Below are 15,364 nucleotides of genomic sequence, written 5' to 3'. Positions count from 1 at the left end.
GCCGGTCGCCGCACCTGACGTCAGGTCAGGTCGGCCAGGCAGGACCACTGGGCCGCGACCGGCCGGTAACCCAACCGGGCGTTGATCGCCAGCATCGGCGCGTTCGCCTCGTCGTTCGACGTGTATGCCACGCGGACACCCGCGGCGGCGGCCCGATGCAGCGCCGCCGTCTTGGCAAGCCGGGCAAGCCCGCGACCCCGGTACGCCGGGACACTCGCTGTGAAATCCGACCACATCCGGTCACCGTCGCGCTTGACCAGACTGAAGGCGGCCACCTCGCCGTCGACCTCGGCGGCAGTGCTTGCCGTCTTGTCCAGCCCGACGTTGTCCCACACGTCGTACTGCCAGCTCTGGTAGCTCATCGCGTCCACTGGCACGTCGCCCGGTTCGTCGACGGCCGCCGCCACGTCCGCCGCGTAGATCAGATGCGGGTCCAACTCGGCGATCGGGCGCAGGCGTACACCCGGGGGTGGATCGGGAAGCGCGGACAGCGAGTCGAGGTCGAGGGCCGAATACCGCATCTCCCGGCTCGGCTCGAAGCCGTGCCGACGGGCGAAGGGCAGCGCCTCCGGCTGCGCCCAGGCCCGGACCCGGCGGATGCCCAGCGGGACGAGGTGCCCGGTCGCGGCAGCCAGCAGCGCGGTGCCGATGCCGCGCTTCCGGTGCTCGGGGTGGACGTGCAGCAGGCTGATGTTGCCGAAGTTGGCCGTCGAGGTCGTGTTGTCGCGCTCAGCGGTCACCCAGCCGACCACCTGGCTGTCGACCTCGGCCACCAGGGCGGTCCAGCCCGGGGTGGGCGGCGGTTCGGCGATCATCCTGCGGGTCGACTCGACCCCGCGTACCAGGTACGGGTAGACGGTCGCCCGCAGCGCCACCACGGCCGGCGCGTCGTCGGGCTGCGCCACACGGATCCGCACGTCAGGCCCCCGTCCGTACGGCGGCGACGGCCTCGACCTCGACGAGCTGGTCGGTGTAGCCGAGCACGGCGACCCCCAGCAGGGTGCTGGGCGGGTCGTGGTCGCCGAAGCGGTCCCGCACGACCTCCCAGGCGGCCACCAGATCCGCCTGCCGGGACGACGCCACGTAGACGGTGGTCTTGACCACGTCGGTGAGGGTGGCGCCGGCTGCCGTGAGCGCGGTCTCCAGGTTCGCCATCACCTGCCGGGCCTGCGCCGCGTGGTCACCGGGCGCGACGGTACGCCCGTCGGCGTCCAGCGGGCACGCGCCGGCGGTGAACACCAGCCGGGCGGGCGGCTCGACGGTGGCCGCGTACGCGTACTCGGCGGCGTCGGGCAGGGCGGGCACGTGCAGCAGGGCGACGGGATCGGGCATGCCGGCGAGGCTAGCGACGATCGGAAGCGTGAGCGACGGATTAACCGGCCGTCTAATCCTGCGTTAGGGATAAAAAAGCAAACTAAGTCCACAATCAGCCTAGATGGGATTAACCTCCTAAAACGGTGGAAACATCGTGAATATCAGGGGGAATCGTGAGAGCAGTACTCGTCAAACTCGTCGCTACCGGGGCCATAGCCGGTGCGTTCCTGGTGGGGACGGGAGGTGCGGCGTTCGCCCAGCCGGACCCGACCCAGCCGGTGCCCAACGTCAGCACCCTCGACATCAACCCGGGCAACGTTCCCACGACCGCAGCCGCGTACAGCCAGGAATGCGACCCGAACCTCGGCGGTGGCCCGTTCCCGGACCAGGACGTGTGGGTGTTCAACCTGCCCGGGAACCCGCAGACCTCCGGTCAGTTCGTCACGGTCACCGGCACCTGGACCATCCCGGACGACGGCACCGTGAACCGGACGATCCCCACTGACGGTGGGGAGATCGTCAACGACATGGGCACCAGCAAGGCGTGGATCCGACTGCCCGCCGGCTGGACGCTGACCGACGCCACAGCGGTGATCACGGGTACGGCGGACTTCTTCGTGCTCACCCACACCTGTGCCGCCAGCGGCCAGCCGACCACCCCGCCACCCACCACCCCGCCGCCCACGAGCGCGCCGCCCACGGCTACCCCGACGAAGAGCCATCTGCCGATCACCGGCACGTCAGCGGGGGGAACCCTGGTCCCCATGGCCATCCTCGGCGTCGGTGCCGTGGCGCTCGGCGTCGCGCTGATCGCCGTGCGCCGTCGCCGGGACGCGCAGGGCTGATCGGGTCGCCGGGACGCGCAGGGCTGATCGGCCAGCACGGGCAGCGGCCCCGGAATACCCAGTGAGCCGGGGGCTCTCCTCGACGAGGAGAGCCCCCGGTTACGCCGACTCGCGGATGATCAGCTCGGTAGGCAGCATGATCGCCTGCTCGATGGTCTCGCCAGCGGCCAGCCGAAGCAGTTGCCGGGTCATCTGGCGACCGATCTCCACGATGGGCTGCCGGACGGTGGTCAGCGGCGGCTCGGTGTACGCGGCGGTCTCGATGTCGTCGAAGCCCACCACCGCCACGTCCTCCGGCACCCGCCGGCCGGCCTCGCGCAGCGTCCGCAGAGCCGCGTGGGCCATCAGGTCGGAGGCGGCGAACACGGCGTCCATGTCGGGGTGCTCGCTGAGCAGCCGGCGCGTGGCCTCCGCACCGGATTCCCTTGTGAAGTCACCCACGGCGATCAGCTCGGGTAGGCCGGCGGCGGCGACCGCCTCCCGGTAGCCGCGGAGCCGTTCGATGCCGGCGACCATGTCCTGCGGGCCGGCGATCGTGGCGATCCGCCGCCGACCGCTGTCGATCAGGTGGCGGACGGCTGCGGTGACGCCACCGACGTGGTCGACGTCCACGTACGGCACTGGCACGTCGCCGAGCGGTCGCCCGCTGCACACCACCGGAATGCCGAGCCGGGCCAGCGTCCCGGGCAGCGGGTCTGCGCCGTGCAGCGAGGCGAACAGCACCCCGTCGACGTGCCGGCCGGTGGTGAACCGTTCGACCCGGTGGTGCCCGGCGGGGGAGCCGGCAAGCATCAGCACGAGCTGTTTGTCGGCGGTCTCCAGCTCCTGGCTGACGCCGCGGATGATGCCGGGAAACACCTGGTCGTCGGAGAAGACCCGGGTGGCCGCTTCCGGCATGACTAGCGCGATCGAGTCGGTCCGTTGGGTGACCAGGCTCCGGGCGGCCAGGTTGGGCACGTACCCCAGTTCGGCCACGGCCCTGTTGACGGCCTCCCGGATGGGCTCGGCGACGGTGGTGGAGCCGTTGACGACCCGGGAGACGGTGGCCCGGGACACCCCGGCCCGTGCCGCCACCGCCTCCAACGTCGGCCGTTGCGCCGTCGTCATCGCGACTCCCCACCCCCGCTCGTCACAGCCCGTTCCGGGAGATCACCTCCTGGTACCACCGGGCGCTGGCCTTCGGTGTGCGCCGCTGGGTCAGGTAGTCGACGTGCACGATCCCGAACCGCTTGCGGTAACCCTCCGCCCACTCGAAGTTGTCCAGGAATGACCATACGAGATAACCGCGCAGGTCCACCCCCCGGGAGATCGCTTCGTGCGCGGCGCGCAGGTGCCCGTCGAGGTACGCGATCCGGTCGGTGTCGATCACCTGCCCCGGCCCGCCGGCCTGCTCGACGCCGGGCTTGTCGGGAAACGCCGCGCCGTTCTCGGTGATGAGCAGCGGCACCCCGGGATAGTCGGTGGCGATCCGTTCGAGAAGCCGGGTCAGCCCCGCGGGCTCGATCATCCAACCCATGTCGGTGAGTGGCCCGGTCGGCGGCAGGAAGTGCACAGCGCCCTCGGTGCCCGGGTACGCGGCGTTGCCCTCGCCGTCGGGCCGACCGGCGACGTAACCGGGCTGGTAGTAGTTGATCCCGAGCAGGTCGATCGGGGCGGCGATCAGCTTCTCGTCGCCGTCGCGGATGAACGTCGGCTCGACGATGCGAGCCACGTGCTCGCGCACGTCGTCCGGGTAGCCGCCGGCCAGCAACGGGTCCAGGAAGATCCGGTTGTGCAGGCCGTCGACCAGGCGGACAGCGGCGGCGTCGGCAGCGCTCTGCGGGTCCGCCGGCCGCACGTCGGCCGGATTGAGCGTGATGCCGACGCTGCGTGCCCCGGCCGACCGCAGCGCCCGCGCCGCCAGGCCGTGCCCGAGAAGCAGATGGTGTACGGCGGTGAACGCCGCCGCCGGGTCCTGCTCGCCCGGCGCGTGCACACCGTTGCCGTAGCCGAGGTACGCCGAGCACCACGGCTCGTTGAGCGTGGTCCACACGTCCACCCGGTCGCCGAGGCGGCCGTACACGGCGGTGGCGTACGTGGCGAAGTGCTCGGCGGTGTCCCTGTTGGTCCAGCCGCCACGGTCGCCGAGGGACTGCGGCAGATCCCAGTGGTAGAGGGTGACGATCGGATCGATTCCCCTGGCGAGGAGGGTGTCGGTCAGCCGGTCGTAGAAGTCCAGCCCGCGCGTGTTGACCGGGCCGGTGCCGTCGGGCTGGATCCGGGGCCAGGCCACGGAGAACCGGTACGCCCGCAGCCCCAGCTCGGCCATGATCGTCACATCGTCGGCGTACCGGTGGTAGTGGTCGCAGGCGACGTCACCGGTGTGGCCCTGGTAGACCTTGCCCGGTGTGCGACTGAAGGTGTCCCAGATGGACGGGCCGCGTCCGTCGTCGCGGGCGGCGCCCTCGATCTGGTACGCGGCGGTGGCCGCTCCCCAGAGGAAATGCTCGGGAAACCGGAGTTCGTTCACGCCTTGACCGCACCTTCCATGATCCCACCGATGATCTGCCGCCCGAACAGCACGAAGACCAGCAGTAGGGGCAGCGTCGCGATGGCCGTCCCGGTGAACACCTGCGACATGTCCTGGTAGTAGCCGTCCGACAGCGCTCGCAGGGAGAGCTGCACTGTGGGGTTCGCCGGGTCGTTCAGCACAGCGTACGGCCACAGGAAGTCGTTCCAGGTGGTCATGAACGTGAGCAGACCGAGGACCGCGGCGGCCGGGCGTAGCGCGGGCACCACCACGTGCCACCAGATCCGGGCGGTCCCGCAGCCGTCCATCCGGGCCGCCTCGATCAGTTCGTCGCTGATCGCCTGGCCGGCGTACTGCCGCATCATGAACACCCCGAACCCGGTGACCAGCACCGGGACGATCACCGCGGGCAGCCGGTCGTTCCACTGGAGCTTGCTCATGAGCATGTAGAGCGGAATCACGCCGAGCTGGGTCGGCACCATCATCGTCGCGATGATCACCAGCAGCAGCGCGTTGCGACCCCGGAACCGCAGTTTCGCGAAGGCGAAACCGGCCAGGCTGGAGAAGAACACCACCGAGACGGTCACCGTGGTGGCCACGACGGTCGAGTTGATCAGGCCGGTCAGAAAGTACGCGTCGGTGTTGTCGAAGAGGCGGGAGATGTTCGCGCCGAGGTTGCCGCCGGGGGTGATCGGCGGCGGCAGTTGGCCCATCGCGTCGTTGGTGCGGCTGGCGACGACGAACATCCACCAGATCGGAAAGACCGACAGGCCGGCGGCGACCACAAGGGCCAGGTAGGTGAGCGGGCTGGCCCGCCAGAGCCGGCTCATCGGGTGACTCCCTTCCGGGCGCCCGGCCGGGCCCCGCCCAGCCGGCGCAGCACCAGCACGTTGACAGCCGCGACAACCGCGATGAGCGCGAAGAGGAGCCAGGCGACAGCCGACCCGTACCCGAAGTTGTAGTGCGGCGCGAATGCGTTCTCGAACATGTACATGGTCAGGGTCTGCGACTCACGCAGCGGTCCACCGCGGATCGGGTTGGTGCCGGAGTTGAACATCCGGGGCTCCGTGAAGAGTTGCAACCCGCCGATGGTGGCGATGATGGTGCAGAAGAGGATCGTCGGTTTGAGCATCGGCACGGTGACCGACCAGAACTGTCGGGCCCGACCGGCGCCGTCGATCGCCGCCGCCTCGTACAGGTCGCGGGGGATGGCCTGCATCGCGGCAAGGAGGATCAGCGCGTTGTAGCCGGTCCACCGCCAGTCGACCATCGTGGAGATGGCCACCCAGGAGGCGAGCCGGTTGGATTTCCACTCGATCGCGTCCACCCCGACCAGGTCGAGCATCCAGTTGATCATGCCGAACTCGCGGCCGAAGAGCACCCCGAACACGATCGCCACGGCCGCGGTGGAGGTGACGTTCGGGACGAGCACCGCCATCCGCCAGCCGGTGCGCCCGCGCAGTCCCCGGTTCAGCAGGTTGGCCAGCCAGAGCGCGGCGAGCAACTGCGGAACTGTGGAGATCACGAAGATGCCCATCGTGTTGACGAGTGCGTGCCAGAAGTCGGCGTCGGCGAGCAGTCGGGTGTAGTTCTCCGCGCCGACGAACGGGTGGTCGGTGCCGAGCAGGTCCCAGTCGTGCAGCGAGACCCAGAAGGTGTACACCAGCGGGTAGGCCCCGAAGACCGCGAAGAGCAGGAAGAACGGGGCGATGTAGAGGTACGGCGAGTAGCGGGTGTCGAGCCGGCTGAGCCGACCCGTCGATCGGCGGCGGGGCCCGGTTGCCGGTGCGGCCGGCGGGCGGGCGTCGAGCTGGACGGTCATGCCCGGGAACTCCTTTCGCCGTGTGTGCGGGCCTCCGGCGGACGGAGGCCCGCACACACGCTCGTTCGGGCTACTTGGCGGCGGCCTTCTTGGCGTTCGTCACCGCGTCCGTCCAGCCCTGCGCCGGGCTGCGCTGGCCCAGTTCCACGGTCCGCACGGCGTTCTCCACCTCGGTGCGTACGGCCTGGTTCTTGGGGCCCATGTAGACAGGCTTGAGGCTCTTCGCGCCCGCGCCGAAGATCGAGCCGATGGGCGCTCCGGAGAAGTACGTGTTCGTCGCGCCGGAGATCGCCGGGTCGTCGAGCGCCTGCGGCGAGGAGGGCAGCGGGCCCTTGGCCTTGAACGCGCCGATCTGGCCCTTGGCGCTGGTCAGGAACTTGGCCAGCTCGATTGCCTCGGCCTGGTGCTTGCTCTGCTTCGGTACGGCGAGGTGCGAGCCGCCCCAGTTGCCGCCGTTGCCGGGCACCTTGGCGATGTCCCACTTGCCCTGGGCGCCAGTGCCGGCGTTGCTCTCGATGACCCCGGTCATCCAGGCAGGGCAGGCGATGGTGGCGAACTTCGACTGCTTGAAGGCGGACACCCACTCCTCGGACCAGGAGCCGTACTTGCCGGAGAGGCCCGAGTCGACGATGTCCATAGTGGTGTCCCAGGCCTGCCGGATGGCCGGGTTGCTGTCGACGACCAGGTTGTCGCTGGTGTCGTAGTAGCTGTAGCCGGTGGTGTTGCCGGCGGTCTGGAGCAGGATGGTGTTGAACGTGTTGGTGGCCGCGTCGAGGAAGGACGCACCGGTCTTCGCGGCGACGAACTTCTCGCCTGTGGCGATGTAGTCCTGCCAGGTCGGCCACAGCTTGGAGACGGCCTCGCGCTCGGTGGGCAGGCCGGCCTTCTCGAACAGGTCCTTGCGGTAGCACATGGCGATGCCGCCGACGTCGGTGCCGAGGCCGATGAGCTGCTTGCCGTCGGCGGTCAGGCCGGCGTTCCACTTCCACTCGAGGAAGTTGCCCTTGAGGTCGGCGGCGCCGTGGTCCAGCAGGTTGACGAAGTTGTTGGGGTTCGCCTTGTACTCGACCATGAGGCCTTCCTCGATGGCCACCACGTCACCGGCGCCCCGGCCGGCGGCGAGCCACTGGGTCAGCTTCGGTGAGTACTCGTCGAGATTGGTGCCGGTGCCCCGCTCGACGATCTTCACGCCGGGGTTCGCGGCCATGTAGTCCTGGTAGAGCTGTTCGTAGCCGAACTGGCCGAAGACGTCGACGGTAAGCGTGATCGGCCCGTCTCCTTCGGCGTCGTCGCCACCGCCGCAGCCGGCGGTGACGAGAAGGGCGGTGGCGGCGACGAGGGCCACCGCGGCGAGGCGGCGGCGTGGGAAGACAGCCATGGGATATGGACCTCTCTCAAGGTGGTCAGGTGATGGCGGTAGCCAAGAGAGCGCTCTCACGACAGGGTGGTGGGTCCTCGACCCGCTGTCAAGAGAGCGCTCTCTCGGTTGTCCGAATCGATCCCGACATGCGACGAGGGCGCCACCGGGACCGGTGGCGCCCTCGTCGAGCCAGGTCGGCCCGTTACCAGATCAGCGGGTACGCAGGCCCTCCAGCAGCGCGCGATCCCCTGCCACGTCGAGCGTCTCGAAGCTGACCCGCCCCCAGAGCGCAAGCAGCAGGTCGCTCGCGGTGCCGCTTACCTGCGCACGGGCGTGATGGTCGTCGTGGTCGAAGATGGTCGCCGTGTCCAGCAGCGCCACCCCCTCGCCGCGCAGCCGCAGATACCACTGCTGCTCCGCGTCGGTCGACGTCAGCTGCACCACGCCGTGCCAGCCGCCCGGCGTCCGCCGCCGGCCCGCGGGCAGCCAGGTGTCCAGCACCTCGCTCACCCCGTCGGCCGCCAGCTTCGCCTCGATCGGCTCACCAGAGGCGATGGCGAGCTGGGCGTCCCAGCGGTGCACAGCCGTCTCGTGCGCCATCCGGCGCGGCCAGAAGCCCGCCCTCTTCGGCTGCGGCGCCCAGTTCCACGCCGGCGCCTCCGGGTCGAGCCCGTCGAACCGGGTGATCAGCTGGTCGTACCCCTGCTGCCAGAGCTGGAGCGGACTCACACCCGGCGGTATCTCCGGCGGCTGCGGGCGGGGCGGCGGCGCGCTCGTCTCGCCCGTCCCGACGAACGAACCCACCCAGTGGTAGATCCCGGCGAGGTGCAGGGTGAGGTCACCGACCGTCCAGCCGGGACAGGACAGCACAGGTGTCTCCGGCGGCGCCTCGGCGACCGCCGCAGCGAAGGCCGGACCCTCGGTCCGGAGTGCCCCAATCCAGAAATCCTTGCTGCCCTGCAGTCTGCTCATCGCCATCCTCCCGGGGGTGCCGAGCGACCAATGGGTGCTGCGGCTGCACATCAGCCTAAGGTGAGATACGTGTCAGACGCCTATGCCCAGCCGACAACCGAAACCGATCGTGCCATCCCGGTTCCACTGGCCCACCACACCACGCTGCGGATGGGCGGGCCGGCCAGGCGGATCGTAGCGGCGAAGGACGCCGACGAACTCGTCCGGGCGGTCCGGGACGCGGGCGACCCGGTCCTGGTCCTGGCCGGCGGCAGCAACGTGGTGATCGGCGACGCCGGCTTCCCCGGCACCGTCGTGCTGGTGCGCTCGCGGGGCCTGCGGGTCGTCGCCGAGGACACCGAAACCGTCACCGTACGTGTCGAAGCAGGCGAGCCGTGGGACGACTTGGTCGCCGCCACCGTCGCCAACGGCTGGGCCGGCCTGGAATGCCTCTCCGGCATCCCCGGCGCGACAGGGGCCACCCCGATCCAGAACGTCGGCGCGTACGGCCAGGAGGTCGCCGAGACGATCACCGGGGTCGAGGTGTACGACCGCGCCGAGGGCACCCGCCAGATGATCCCCGCCGGCGAATGCGGCTTCGCCTACCGGGGCAGCATCTTCAAGTACCAGGACCGCTGGATCGTGCTGTCGGTCGACTTCCGGCTCACCCGGTCACCGCTCTCCGGCCCGGTGCGCTACGCCGAGCTGGCCCGGGCGCTCGGTGTCGAGGTGGGCGACCAGGTGCCTCTTGCCGACGCGCGGGCGGCGGTGCTGCGGCTGCGCGCCGGCAAGGGCATGGTGCTCGACCCGGCCGACCCGGACACCCGTTCGGTCGGCTCCTTCTTCACCAACCCGGTGCTCGACCGGGCGACGTACGAGCTGCTCCGGGAACGCGCCACCGACCTGGGCGACCCACCGGCCTGGCCCGGACGCGACGACACAGTCAAGGTGAGCGCCGCCTGGCTGATCGACAAGGCGGGCTTCGAGAAGGGTCACCCCGGCCCGGGTGGTGTTGCCATCTCCGGCAAGCACACCCTCGCCCTCACCAACCGCAGCGGCACCGCCAGCACCAGCGACCTGCTCACCCTGGCCGGCACCATCCGCGACGCTGTGCACGCCCGCTTCGGCGTGACCCTGCACCCCGAGCCGGTCCTCATCAACTGCGCCTTCTGACAACCATCCCGGCGCGGCCGTCCCGTCAGCCGCGCGGTGGCCAGGGGAGGGTCAGCTCGCCGTGGCGCCAGCGGTGCGGGCCGTGGAGGACGGGCCAGCCCGTCTCGCGCAGTTGGGCCACGGCTCGCAGCCACCGTTGACGCGGCCCGAACGGCGCGTAGGGGGCGGCGGCACGCCAGGCGTCGTCCAACGCGCCGATCAGGTCGTACACCGGCTCACCCGGGACGTTGCGGTGGATCAACACCTTGGGCAGGCGTTCGGCCAGCTCGGCGGGGCTGCCCAGGGTCGTGAGTTTCGCGGCCACTGTCAGCGTCTGCGGGCCTTCGGCGTCGATCAGCAGCCAGCTCGCGAGCCGGCCCAGCTCGTCACAGGTGCCCTCCACGAGCGCGCCGCCAGAGGCGAGGGCGGCGGTCATCGTCCGCCACGCCTCGGGCACCTCGCGCTCGTCGTACTGTCGCAGGACGTTGAACGCGCGGACCAGCACCGGCCGCAACCCGGCCAGCTCGAAGCCACCCCGGGCGAAGGTCAGGCCCGGCGGGTCGGCGGCCGGCGTCGCGGCGGCCACCCGGGCCGGATCGATCTCCAGCCCGACCAGGCGTACGTCCGGACGGACGCCCGCGGCCAACCGTGCCCGCAGCTCCACGGCGGTCACCGGGGTGGCACCGAAGCCGAGGTCGACCACGAGCGGGTCGGCCGCAGCCCGCAGCCGGTCGGCGCAGGTGGCCACGATCCAGTTGTCCACCCGGCGGAGCCGGTTCGGGTTCGTGGTGCCCCGGGTGACAACGCCGAGCGGCCGGCGTCGCGCCGTCCCGCTCATCGTGACCTCCCGACGACCGTGCGCCTCACGGGTTGACGCGGTGCACCTTGTGCTGCGCGGCCTGCGCCCTCGGCCGTACCACCAGCCGATCCACGTTCACATGCTCGGGGCGGGTGGCGCACCAGGCGATGCAGTCCGCCACGTCCTCGGCGACAAGCGGATCGGGAACCCCTGCGTAGACGGCAGCCGCCCGGTCCGCGTCGCCCTCGAAGCGGACCAGCCCGAACTCGTCTGTCTTCACCATCCCGGGGTCGATCTCGATCACCCGCAGCGGCCGGCCGCACAGCTCCAGCCGCAACGTTCCCGCGATGGCGGTCTGCGCGTGCTTCGCGGCGGTGTACCCGCCACCGCCCTCGTACACCGTCAGCCCGGCAGTGGAGGAGACCACGACGATGGTCCCCGAACCGGACGCCTCCAGCGCCGGCAGCAGCGCCTGGGTCACCCGCAGCGTGCCGAGCACGTTCACGTCGTACATCCACTGCCAGTCGTCGACGGAGCCGGACTCCACCGGGTCGAGACCGCGCGCGCCGCCGGCGTTGTTCACCAGCAGGGTGACCGGCCCGGGTGCCCGCGCCGCCGCCTCGGCGAGCCCGGCTACCGACTCGTCCGAGGTGACGTCGCAGGTCACCGCGGTTGCCTGACCGCCGGCGGAGGTGATCTCGGTGACCAGACCGGCGAGCCGGTCGGTGCGGCGGGCGGCGGCGAGCACGTAAAAACCGTCGGCGGCGAGCCGGCGGGCGGTGGCCGCCCCGATCCCGCTGGACGCTCCGGTGACGATGGCGACAGAGGTCATCCGTTCATTGTCGCGCGCCCGTCCGCTCCGCTCCGGTCCGGCGTCGACACGGGCGGGACCGGACCGGACAGAGGCGGCCGTGATGAGGTCCGTCACGCCCGGGGCCCGTGCCGGCGAATTTCCGTGGTCGGGTGGGGAAGATGACATCCGGCGTACAGGTTGACCGAGATGCGCCGGTCGTGCGAGACGACGTTGACCGTGGCAGAGGGAGCGGACGTGGCGGAAGTGCACACCGGTGTCGGTCGTCAGCGAGGTGCTCGACCGTGGCCCCGGCCGCGTCGGATCGCCACCCTGTCCGTACACACCTCCCCGCTGCACCAGCCCGGCACGGGCGACGCCGGCGGGATGAACGTCTACATCCTGGAGGTCGCCCGGCGGCTCGCCGAGGCCAACGTCGAGGTGGAGATCTTCACCCGGGCAACCTCTGGTGACCTTCCCCCGGTGACCGAGATGGCCCCCGGTGTGCAGGTCCGGCACATCACCTCAGGCCCCCTGGAAGGGCTCACCAAGGAGGAACTGCCCGGCCAGCTCTGCGCCTTCACCGCAGGGGTGCTGCGCGCCGAGGCATCCCGGCCACCCGGTCACTACGACCTGATCCACTCCCACTACTGGCTCTCCGGGCAGGTCGGTTGGCTGGCCAAGGAACGTTGGGGAGTGCCGCTGGTGCACACCGCGCACACCCTGGCGAAGGTCAAGAACGCCCAGCTCGCGGCCGGGGATCGTCCGGAGCCCAAGGCCCGGGTGATCGGCGAGGAGCAGGTGGTCGCGGAGGCGGACCGCCTGGTCGCCAATACCCGCGTGGAGGCCCGCGACCTGGTCGAGCGGTACGACGCCGACCCCAGCCAGGTCGCCGTCGTGCAGCCCGGCGTCGACCTGGCACGGTTCCGGCCCGCTCCCGGCGACCGGCACGTGGCCGCACAGGCCGCCCGTCGCCGCCTCGGGCTCCCCGTCGACGGGTACCTGGTGGCCTTCGTCGGCCGGATCCAGCCCTTGAAGGCACCCGACGTGCTGATCCGCGCGGTCGCCGCGCTGCGCGAGCGTGACCCGGCCCTGGCCGATCAGGTGACTGTCGCAATCTGCGGAGGGCCCAGCGGCAGCGGTCTGGACCGGCCGACGGCACTTATCGAGTTGGCCAGCACGCTGGGAGTCAGCGACCGGATCCGCTTCCTGCCGCCGCGCACCGGCGACGACCTGCCGGCCCTGTACCGGGCCGCCGACCTGGTCGCGGTGCCGTCGCACAACGAATCCTTCGGCCTGGTCGCGCTCGAGGCACAGGCCTGCGGTACGCCGGTGCTGGCCGCAGCCGTCGGCGGGCTTGTCACCGCCGTACGGGACCAGGTGAGCGGGGTGCTCATCGACGGGCACGACCCGGTGAACTGGGCCCGCGCGCTGGCCCGCCTGCTTCCCGACCGGGCCCGCAGGGCGGTGCTCGGCCGGGGCGCCGAACAGCACGCCCGGCACTTCTCCTGGGATCGCACGGTCTCGGGCCTGCTCGACGTCTACGGCGAGGCGGTCGCCGCGCGCCGCGCACGGCTCGCCGCCGACCTGGCGGGTGACCCGGCGCTGTCCTGCTCCTGGTGATCGAGGGCACCGGCTCTCATCGGGTGCGCCGCCCCGGCCGGTCGTAGAGTGGGTCCGGTGAGCCCGAAAAGCGATCTCGCGTCCCTGATCGAGTCGGTGTGCGCCGAGCGTGACCTGGTGTGGGAATCGACGGGCCCCGGCTCGTACGCGGTGACCCTGCCAGGCACCCACAAGCTCAAGACGATCTGCAACCTGATCGTCGGGGAGCACGCGCTGCGGATCGAGGCGTTCGTGATGCGCCAGCCCGACGAGCGCCGCGAGGAGCTGTGGGCCTGGCTGTTGCAGCGCAACGCCCGGATGTACGGCGTCTCCTTCTCCACCGACAAGGTCGGCGACGTGTATCTGACCGGGCGGGTCAACCCGGCCGGTGTGGACGCCGACGAACTGGACCGGCTGCTCGGCGCGGTGCTCACGTACTCCGACGAGTCGTTCGACACGATGCTGGAGATCGGCTTCGGCAGCTCCATCCGGCGCGAGTACGAGTGGCGGGTCAAGCGCGGCGAGTCGACAGCGAACCTGGCCGCCTTCGCCCACCTCTTCGAACCGTCCGGCACCGGTCCCGACCCGGCCTGACGCTCGCTTCCGTCCGGCCCGGCACCCGTTTTCCACCTGGCCCGACGCCCGTTTCCGCCTGGCCCGACGCCCGTTTCCGCCTGGCCTGATGACCCGGATTCCAGCCCGCCGGTTGTCTGTGGTTCGGACTGCTCCTGACGGGTATGCCGCACCGCGCGGTACGGCACAGGGACCCCCGCGCGCCGAGGACGGAGTGTCGAGGAGCGGAGCATCCCATGGCTCAGCGGAACAGCTCAGGTCGCGGCGGGACTGCGACCAGGACCAAACGGCGGGCCGGCAACCAGACGCCGAATACTCCAGGGGTCTCCGAGTCGGAGATCTCCCGGATGCGGGTGGACGACATCCGCGGCCAGTTGCGCAAACGCGGGATCTCCGGGATCTCCGCACTGCGCAAGCCCGATCTGGTGAAACAGTTGGGGCGCTCGCTGCGTTCCGAACGCGGTGGCGCGGCCCGGGGCAGCACCGGCCCGGCTGGTCGGGCCACCGGCAGCAGGGCGTCGGCCGGGCGGGCCGCCGCGACGAAGAAGTCGGCGTCGAGGGCGGCACCCAGCCGCGCCAAGGCCGCGCCGGCCAACAAGAGCGCCCCCGCGAAGCGGGCCGCCGCCAAGAAGACGACCGCCGCGCGGAAGTCGACGACAGCGCGTACCACTGCTGCGGCGCGGAAGTCGACGACAGCGCGTACCACTGCTGCCGCGTCGAAGCCGGCGGCGGCGCGCAAGACGGCCCCGGCCAGGAAGGCGGCCGGAGCCAAGTCCACCGCCGGGGCGAAGACGTCCGCGGCCCGTACCGCGCGTAAGGCACCGGCGCGACCGGCGGCCAAGCGTGCGGCGCCCGCGAAGCGTGCTGCCGCGAGCCGTCCGGCCGGCGGCGGTACGGCGGCCGGTGGCATCCGGACCGGGCGGGGCACCGGTCGGTCGGTCCGCAGCTCGCAGGTGATCTCGTCGATCGCGGACCGGCCGGAGCGCCCGGGGCGCAGTCTGATCACCGCGAACCACGAGGTGATCCAGCGCTGGGCACGGGAGCGTGGCGCGAAGCCGGCCACCATCGCCGGCACCGAGCGGGACGGCCGGGCGGGTGTGTTGACCTTCAACATCCCCGGCTATCGCGAGAGCAGCAAGATTCGCGAGATCACCTGGGACCAGTGGTTCCACACCTTCGATCTGCGCCGGCTGAACCTGATCTATCAGGAGCAGATGCGCGACGGCCGGCAGAGCAACTTCTTCCGGACCGAGTCACCCGATCGGGAAGACGGCTGAGGTGTTTGCGGGAATGCCCGAGGGGTATGCGGCGGTTGCCAGAGACGGTGACCCCCGACTGGGGGATACCCGCCAGTTGTGACGGGCGAGACATCCAGTTGGGTTGAATCCAGAATCCGGGCGAACTAGCTTTATTGCACCGCGTCGCGCTTGGAAACGTTCGGGGGAGCGGCGGATCGATCAGATCCGTGCACCAGGCGAGATGCGAGGAACGGGTGGATCTACCGTTGGGGGACGGTGCCCACCTGTTTGGACCGGCGGCGTGAGCGGGCGATGCTTACGGGGGTGAGTGTTGCCCGCCGCCGCCGGCCCCACCAGCGGGCGCCCACCATGACCTTCGGGGCATGGTGGGCGCTTTGCGTGTTCGTAC

General features: G+C 70.9%; 15 protein-coding genes. 5 read left to right on the top strand and 10 right to left on the bottom strand.

Annotated elements, in window-relative coordinates; all coding sequences use genetic code 11:
- Positions 1–20: 20 nt before the first annotated feature.
- Together ADK66_RS11510 and ADK66_RS11505 are read right to left on the bottom strand one after the other, a co-directional pair.
- The gene (locus ADK66_RS11510) at positions 21–917 is read right to left on the bottom strand and encodes a GNAT family N-acetyltransferase (RefSeq protein WP_053654223.1); all 897 of its coding nucleotides are present in this window, start codon (positions 915–917) and stop codon (positions 21–23) included.
- Between the two features lies 1 nt (position 918).
- A complete protein-coding gene (locus tag ADK66_RS11505; RefSeq protein WP_053654222.1) occupies positions 919–1,332 on the bottom strand; it encodes a RidA family protein in 414 nt (137 codons plus the stop codon).
- 155 nt (positions 1,333–1,487) lie between these two features.
- Between ADK66_RS11505 and ADK66_RS11500 the strand changes: the two genes are divergently transcribed.
- The gene (locus ADK66_RS11500; RefSeq protein ID WP_157552404.1) at positions 1,488–2,159 is read left to right on the top strand and encodes a hypothetical protein; all 672 of its coding nucleotides are present in this window, start codon (positions 1,488–1,490) and stop codon (positions 2,157–2,159) included.
- A gap of 99 nt (positions 2,160–2,258) precedes the next feature.
- Here ADK66_RS11500 and ADK66_RS11495 read toward each other — a convergent pair whose 3' ends face one another.
- The 6 genes from ADK66_RS11495 to ADK66_RS11470 form a co-directional block, all read right to left on the bottom strand.
- Complete coding sequence (locus ADK66_RS11495) at positions 2,259–3,266, bottom strand: LacI family DNA-binding transcriptional regulator (RefSeq protein ID WP_053654217.1); 1,008 nt, start codon at positions 3,264–3,266, stop codon at positions 2,259–2,261.
- 22 nt (positions 3,267–3,288) lie between these two features.
- Positions 3,289–4,668, bottom strand: a complete 1,380-nt coding sequence (locus ADK66_RS11490) for a GH1 family beta-glucosidase (protein ID WP_053654214.1) — start codon at positions 4,666–4,668, stop codon at positions 3,289–3,291.
- A complete protein-coding gene (locus ADK66_RS11485; RefSeq protein WP_053654213.1) occupies positions 4,665–5,498 on the bottom strand; it encodes a carbohydrate ABC transporter permease in 834 nt (277 codons plus the stop codon). The genes ADK66_RS11490 and ADK66_RS11485 overlap by 4 nt, the downstream gene beginning before the upstream one ends.
- Positions 5,495–6,490, bottom strand: coding sequence for a carbohydrate ABC transporter permease (locus ADK66_RS11480; protein WP_053654211.1), 996 nt, complete (start codon positions 6,488–6,490; stop codon positions 5,495–5,497). Before ADK66_RS11480 ends, ADK66_RS11485 begins: the two co-directional genes overlap by 4 nt.
- Before the next feature lie 70 nt (positions 6,491–6,560).
- Positions 6,561–7,868, bottom strand: coding sequence for an ABC transporter substrate-binding protein (locus ADK66_RS11475; RefSeq protein ID WP_053654209.1), 1,308 nt, complete (start codon positions 7,866–7,868; stop codon positions 6,561–6,563).
- A 192-nt stretch (positions 7,869–8,060) separates the two neighbouring features.
- Positions 8,061–8,822 carry a maleylpyruvate isomerase family mycothiol-dependent enzyme gene (locus ADK66_RS11470; protein ID WP_053654207.1) on the bottom strand — a complete coding sequence of 254 codons (762 nt, stop codon included), beginning with the start codon at positions 8,820–8,822 and terminating at the stop codon, positions 8,061–8,063.
- A gap of 69 nt (positions 8,823–8,891) precedes the next feature.
- Here ADK66_RS11470 and ADK66_RS11465 point away from each other — a divergent pair, with 69 nt between their 5' ends.
- Positions 8,892–9,974, top strand: a complete 1,083-nt coding sequence (locus tag ADK66_RS11465) for a UDP-N-acetylmuramate dehydrogenase (protein WP_255353029.1) — start codon at positions 8,892–8,894, stop codon at positions 9,972–9,974.
- Positions 9,975–9,999: 25 nt separating this feature from the next.
- Here the strand turns inward: ADK66_RS11465 and ADK66_RS11460 are convergent, their stop codons facing one another.
- Both ADK66_RS11460 and ADK66_RS11455 read right to left on the bottom strand, forming a co-directional pair.
- Entirely contained in the window at positions 10,000–10,791 is a 792-nt protein-coding gene (locus tag ADK66_RS11460) for a hypothetical protein (protein WP_053654202.1), read from the bottom strand.
- 25 nt (positions 10,792–10,816) lie between these two features.
- The gene (locus tag ADK66_RS11455; RefSeq protein ID WP_053655008.1) at positions 10,817–11,584 is read right to left on the bottom strand and encodes an SDR family oxidoreductase; all 768 of its coding nucleotides are present in this window, start codon (positions 11,582–11,584) and stop codon (positions 10,817–10,819) included.
- A gap of 216 nt (positions 11,585–11,800) precedes the next feature.
- On the opposite strand from ADK66_RS11455, the gene mshA reads away from it, so the two are divergent.
- From mshA to ADK66_RS11440, 3 genes are all read left to right on the top strand, one after another.
- A complete protein-coding gene (mshA, locus tag ADK66_RS11450; RefSeq protein WP_053655006.1) occupies positions 11,801–13,165 on the top strand; it encodes a D-inositol-3-phosphate glycosyltransferase in 1,365 nt (454 codons plus the stop codon).
- A 57-nt stretch (positions 13,166–13,222) separates the two neighbouring features.
- On the top strand, positions 13,223–13,738 hold the full coding sequence (locus tag ADK66_RS11445) for a YbjN domain-containing protein (RefSeq protein WP_053655004.1): 516 nt from the start codon (positions 13,223–13,225) through the stop codon (positions 13,736–13,738).
- Between the two features lie 425 nt (positions 13,739–14,163).
- A complete protein-coding gene (locus ADK66_RS11440; protein ID WP_369814784.1) occupies positions 14,164–14,994 on the top strand; it encodes a hypothetical protein in 831 nt (276 codons plus the stop codon).
- Positions 14,995–15,364 lie beyond the last annotated feature (370 nt).

The organism is Micromonospora sp. NRRL B-16802, assembly GCF_001279555.1.
GTDB lineage: Bacteria > Actinomycetota > Actinomycetes > Mycobacteriales > Micromonosporaceae > Micromonospora > Micromonospora profundi.
The sequence above is the reverse complement of the archived record's forward strand: the minus strand, read 5'-3'. Positions and strand labels throughout refer to the sequence as shown.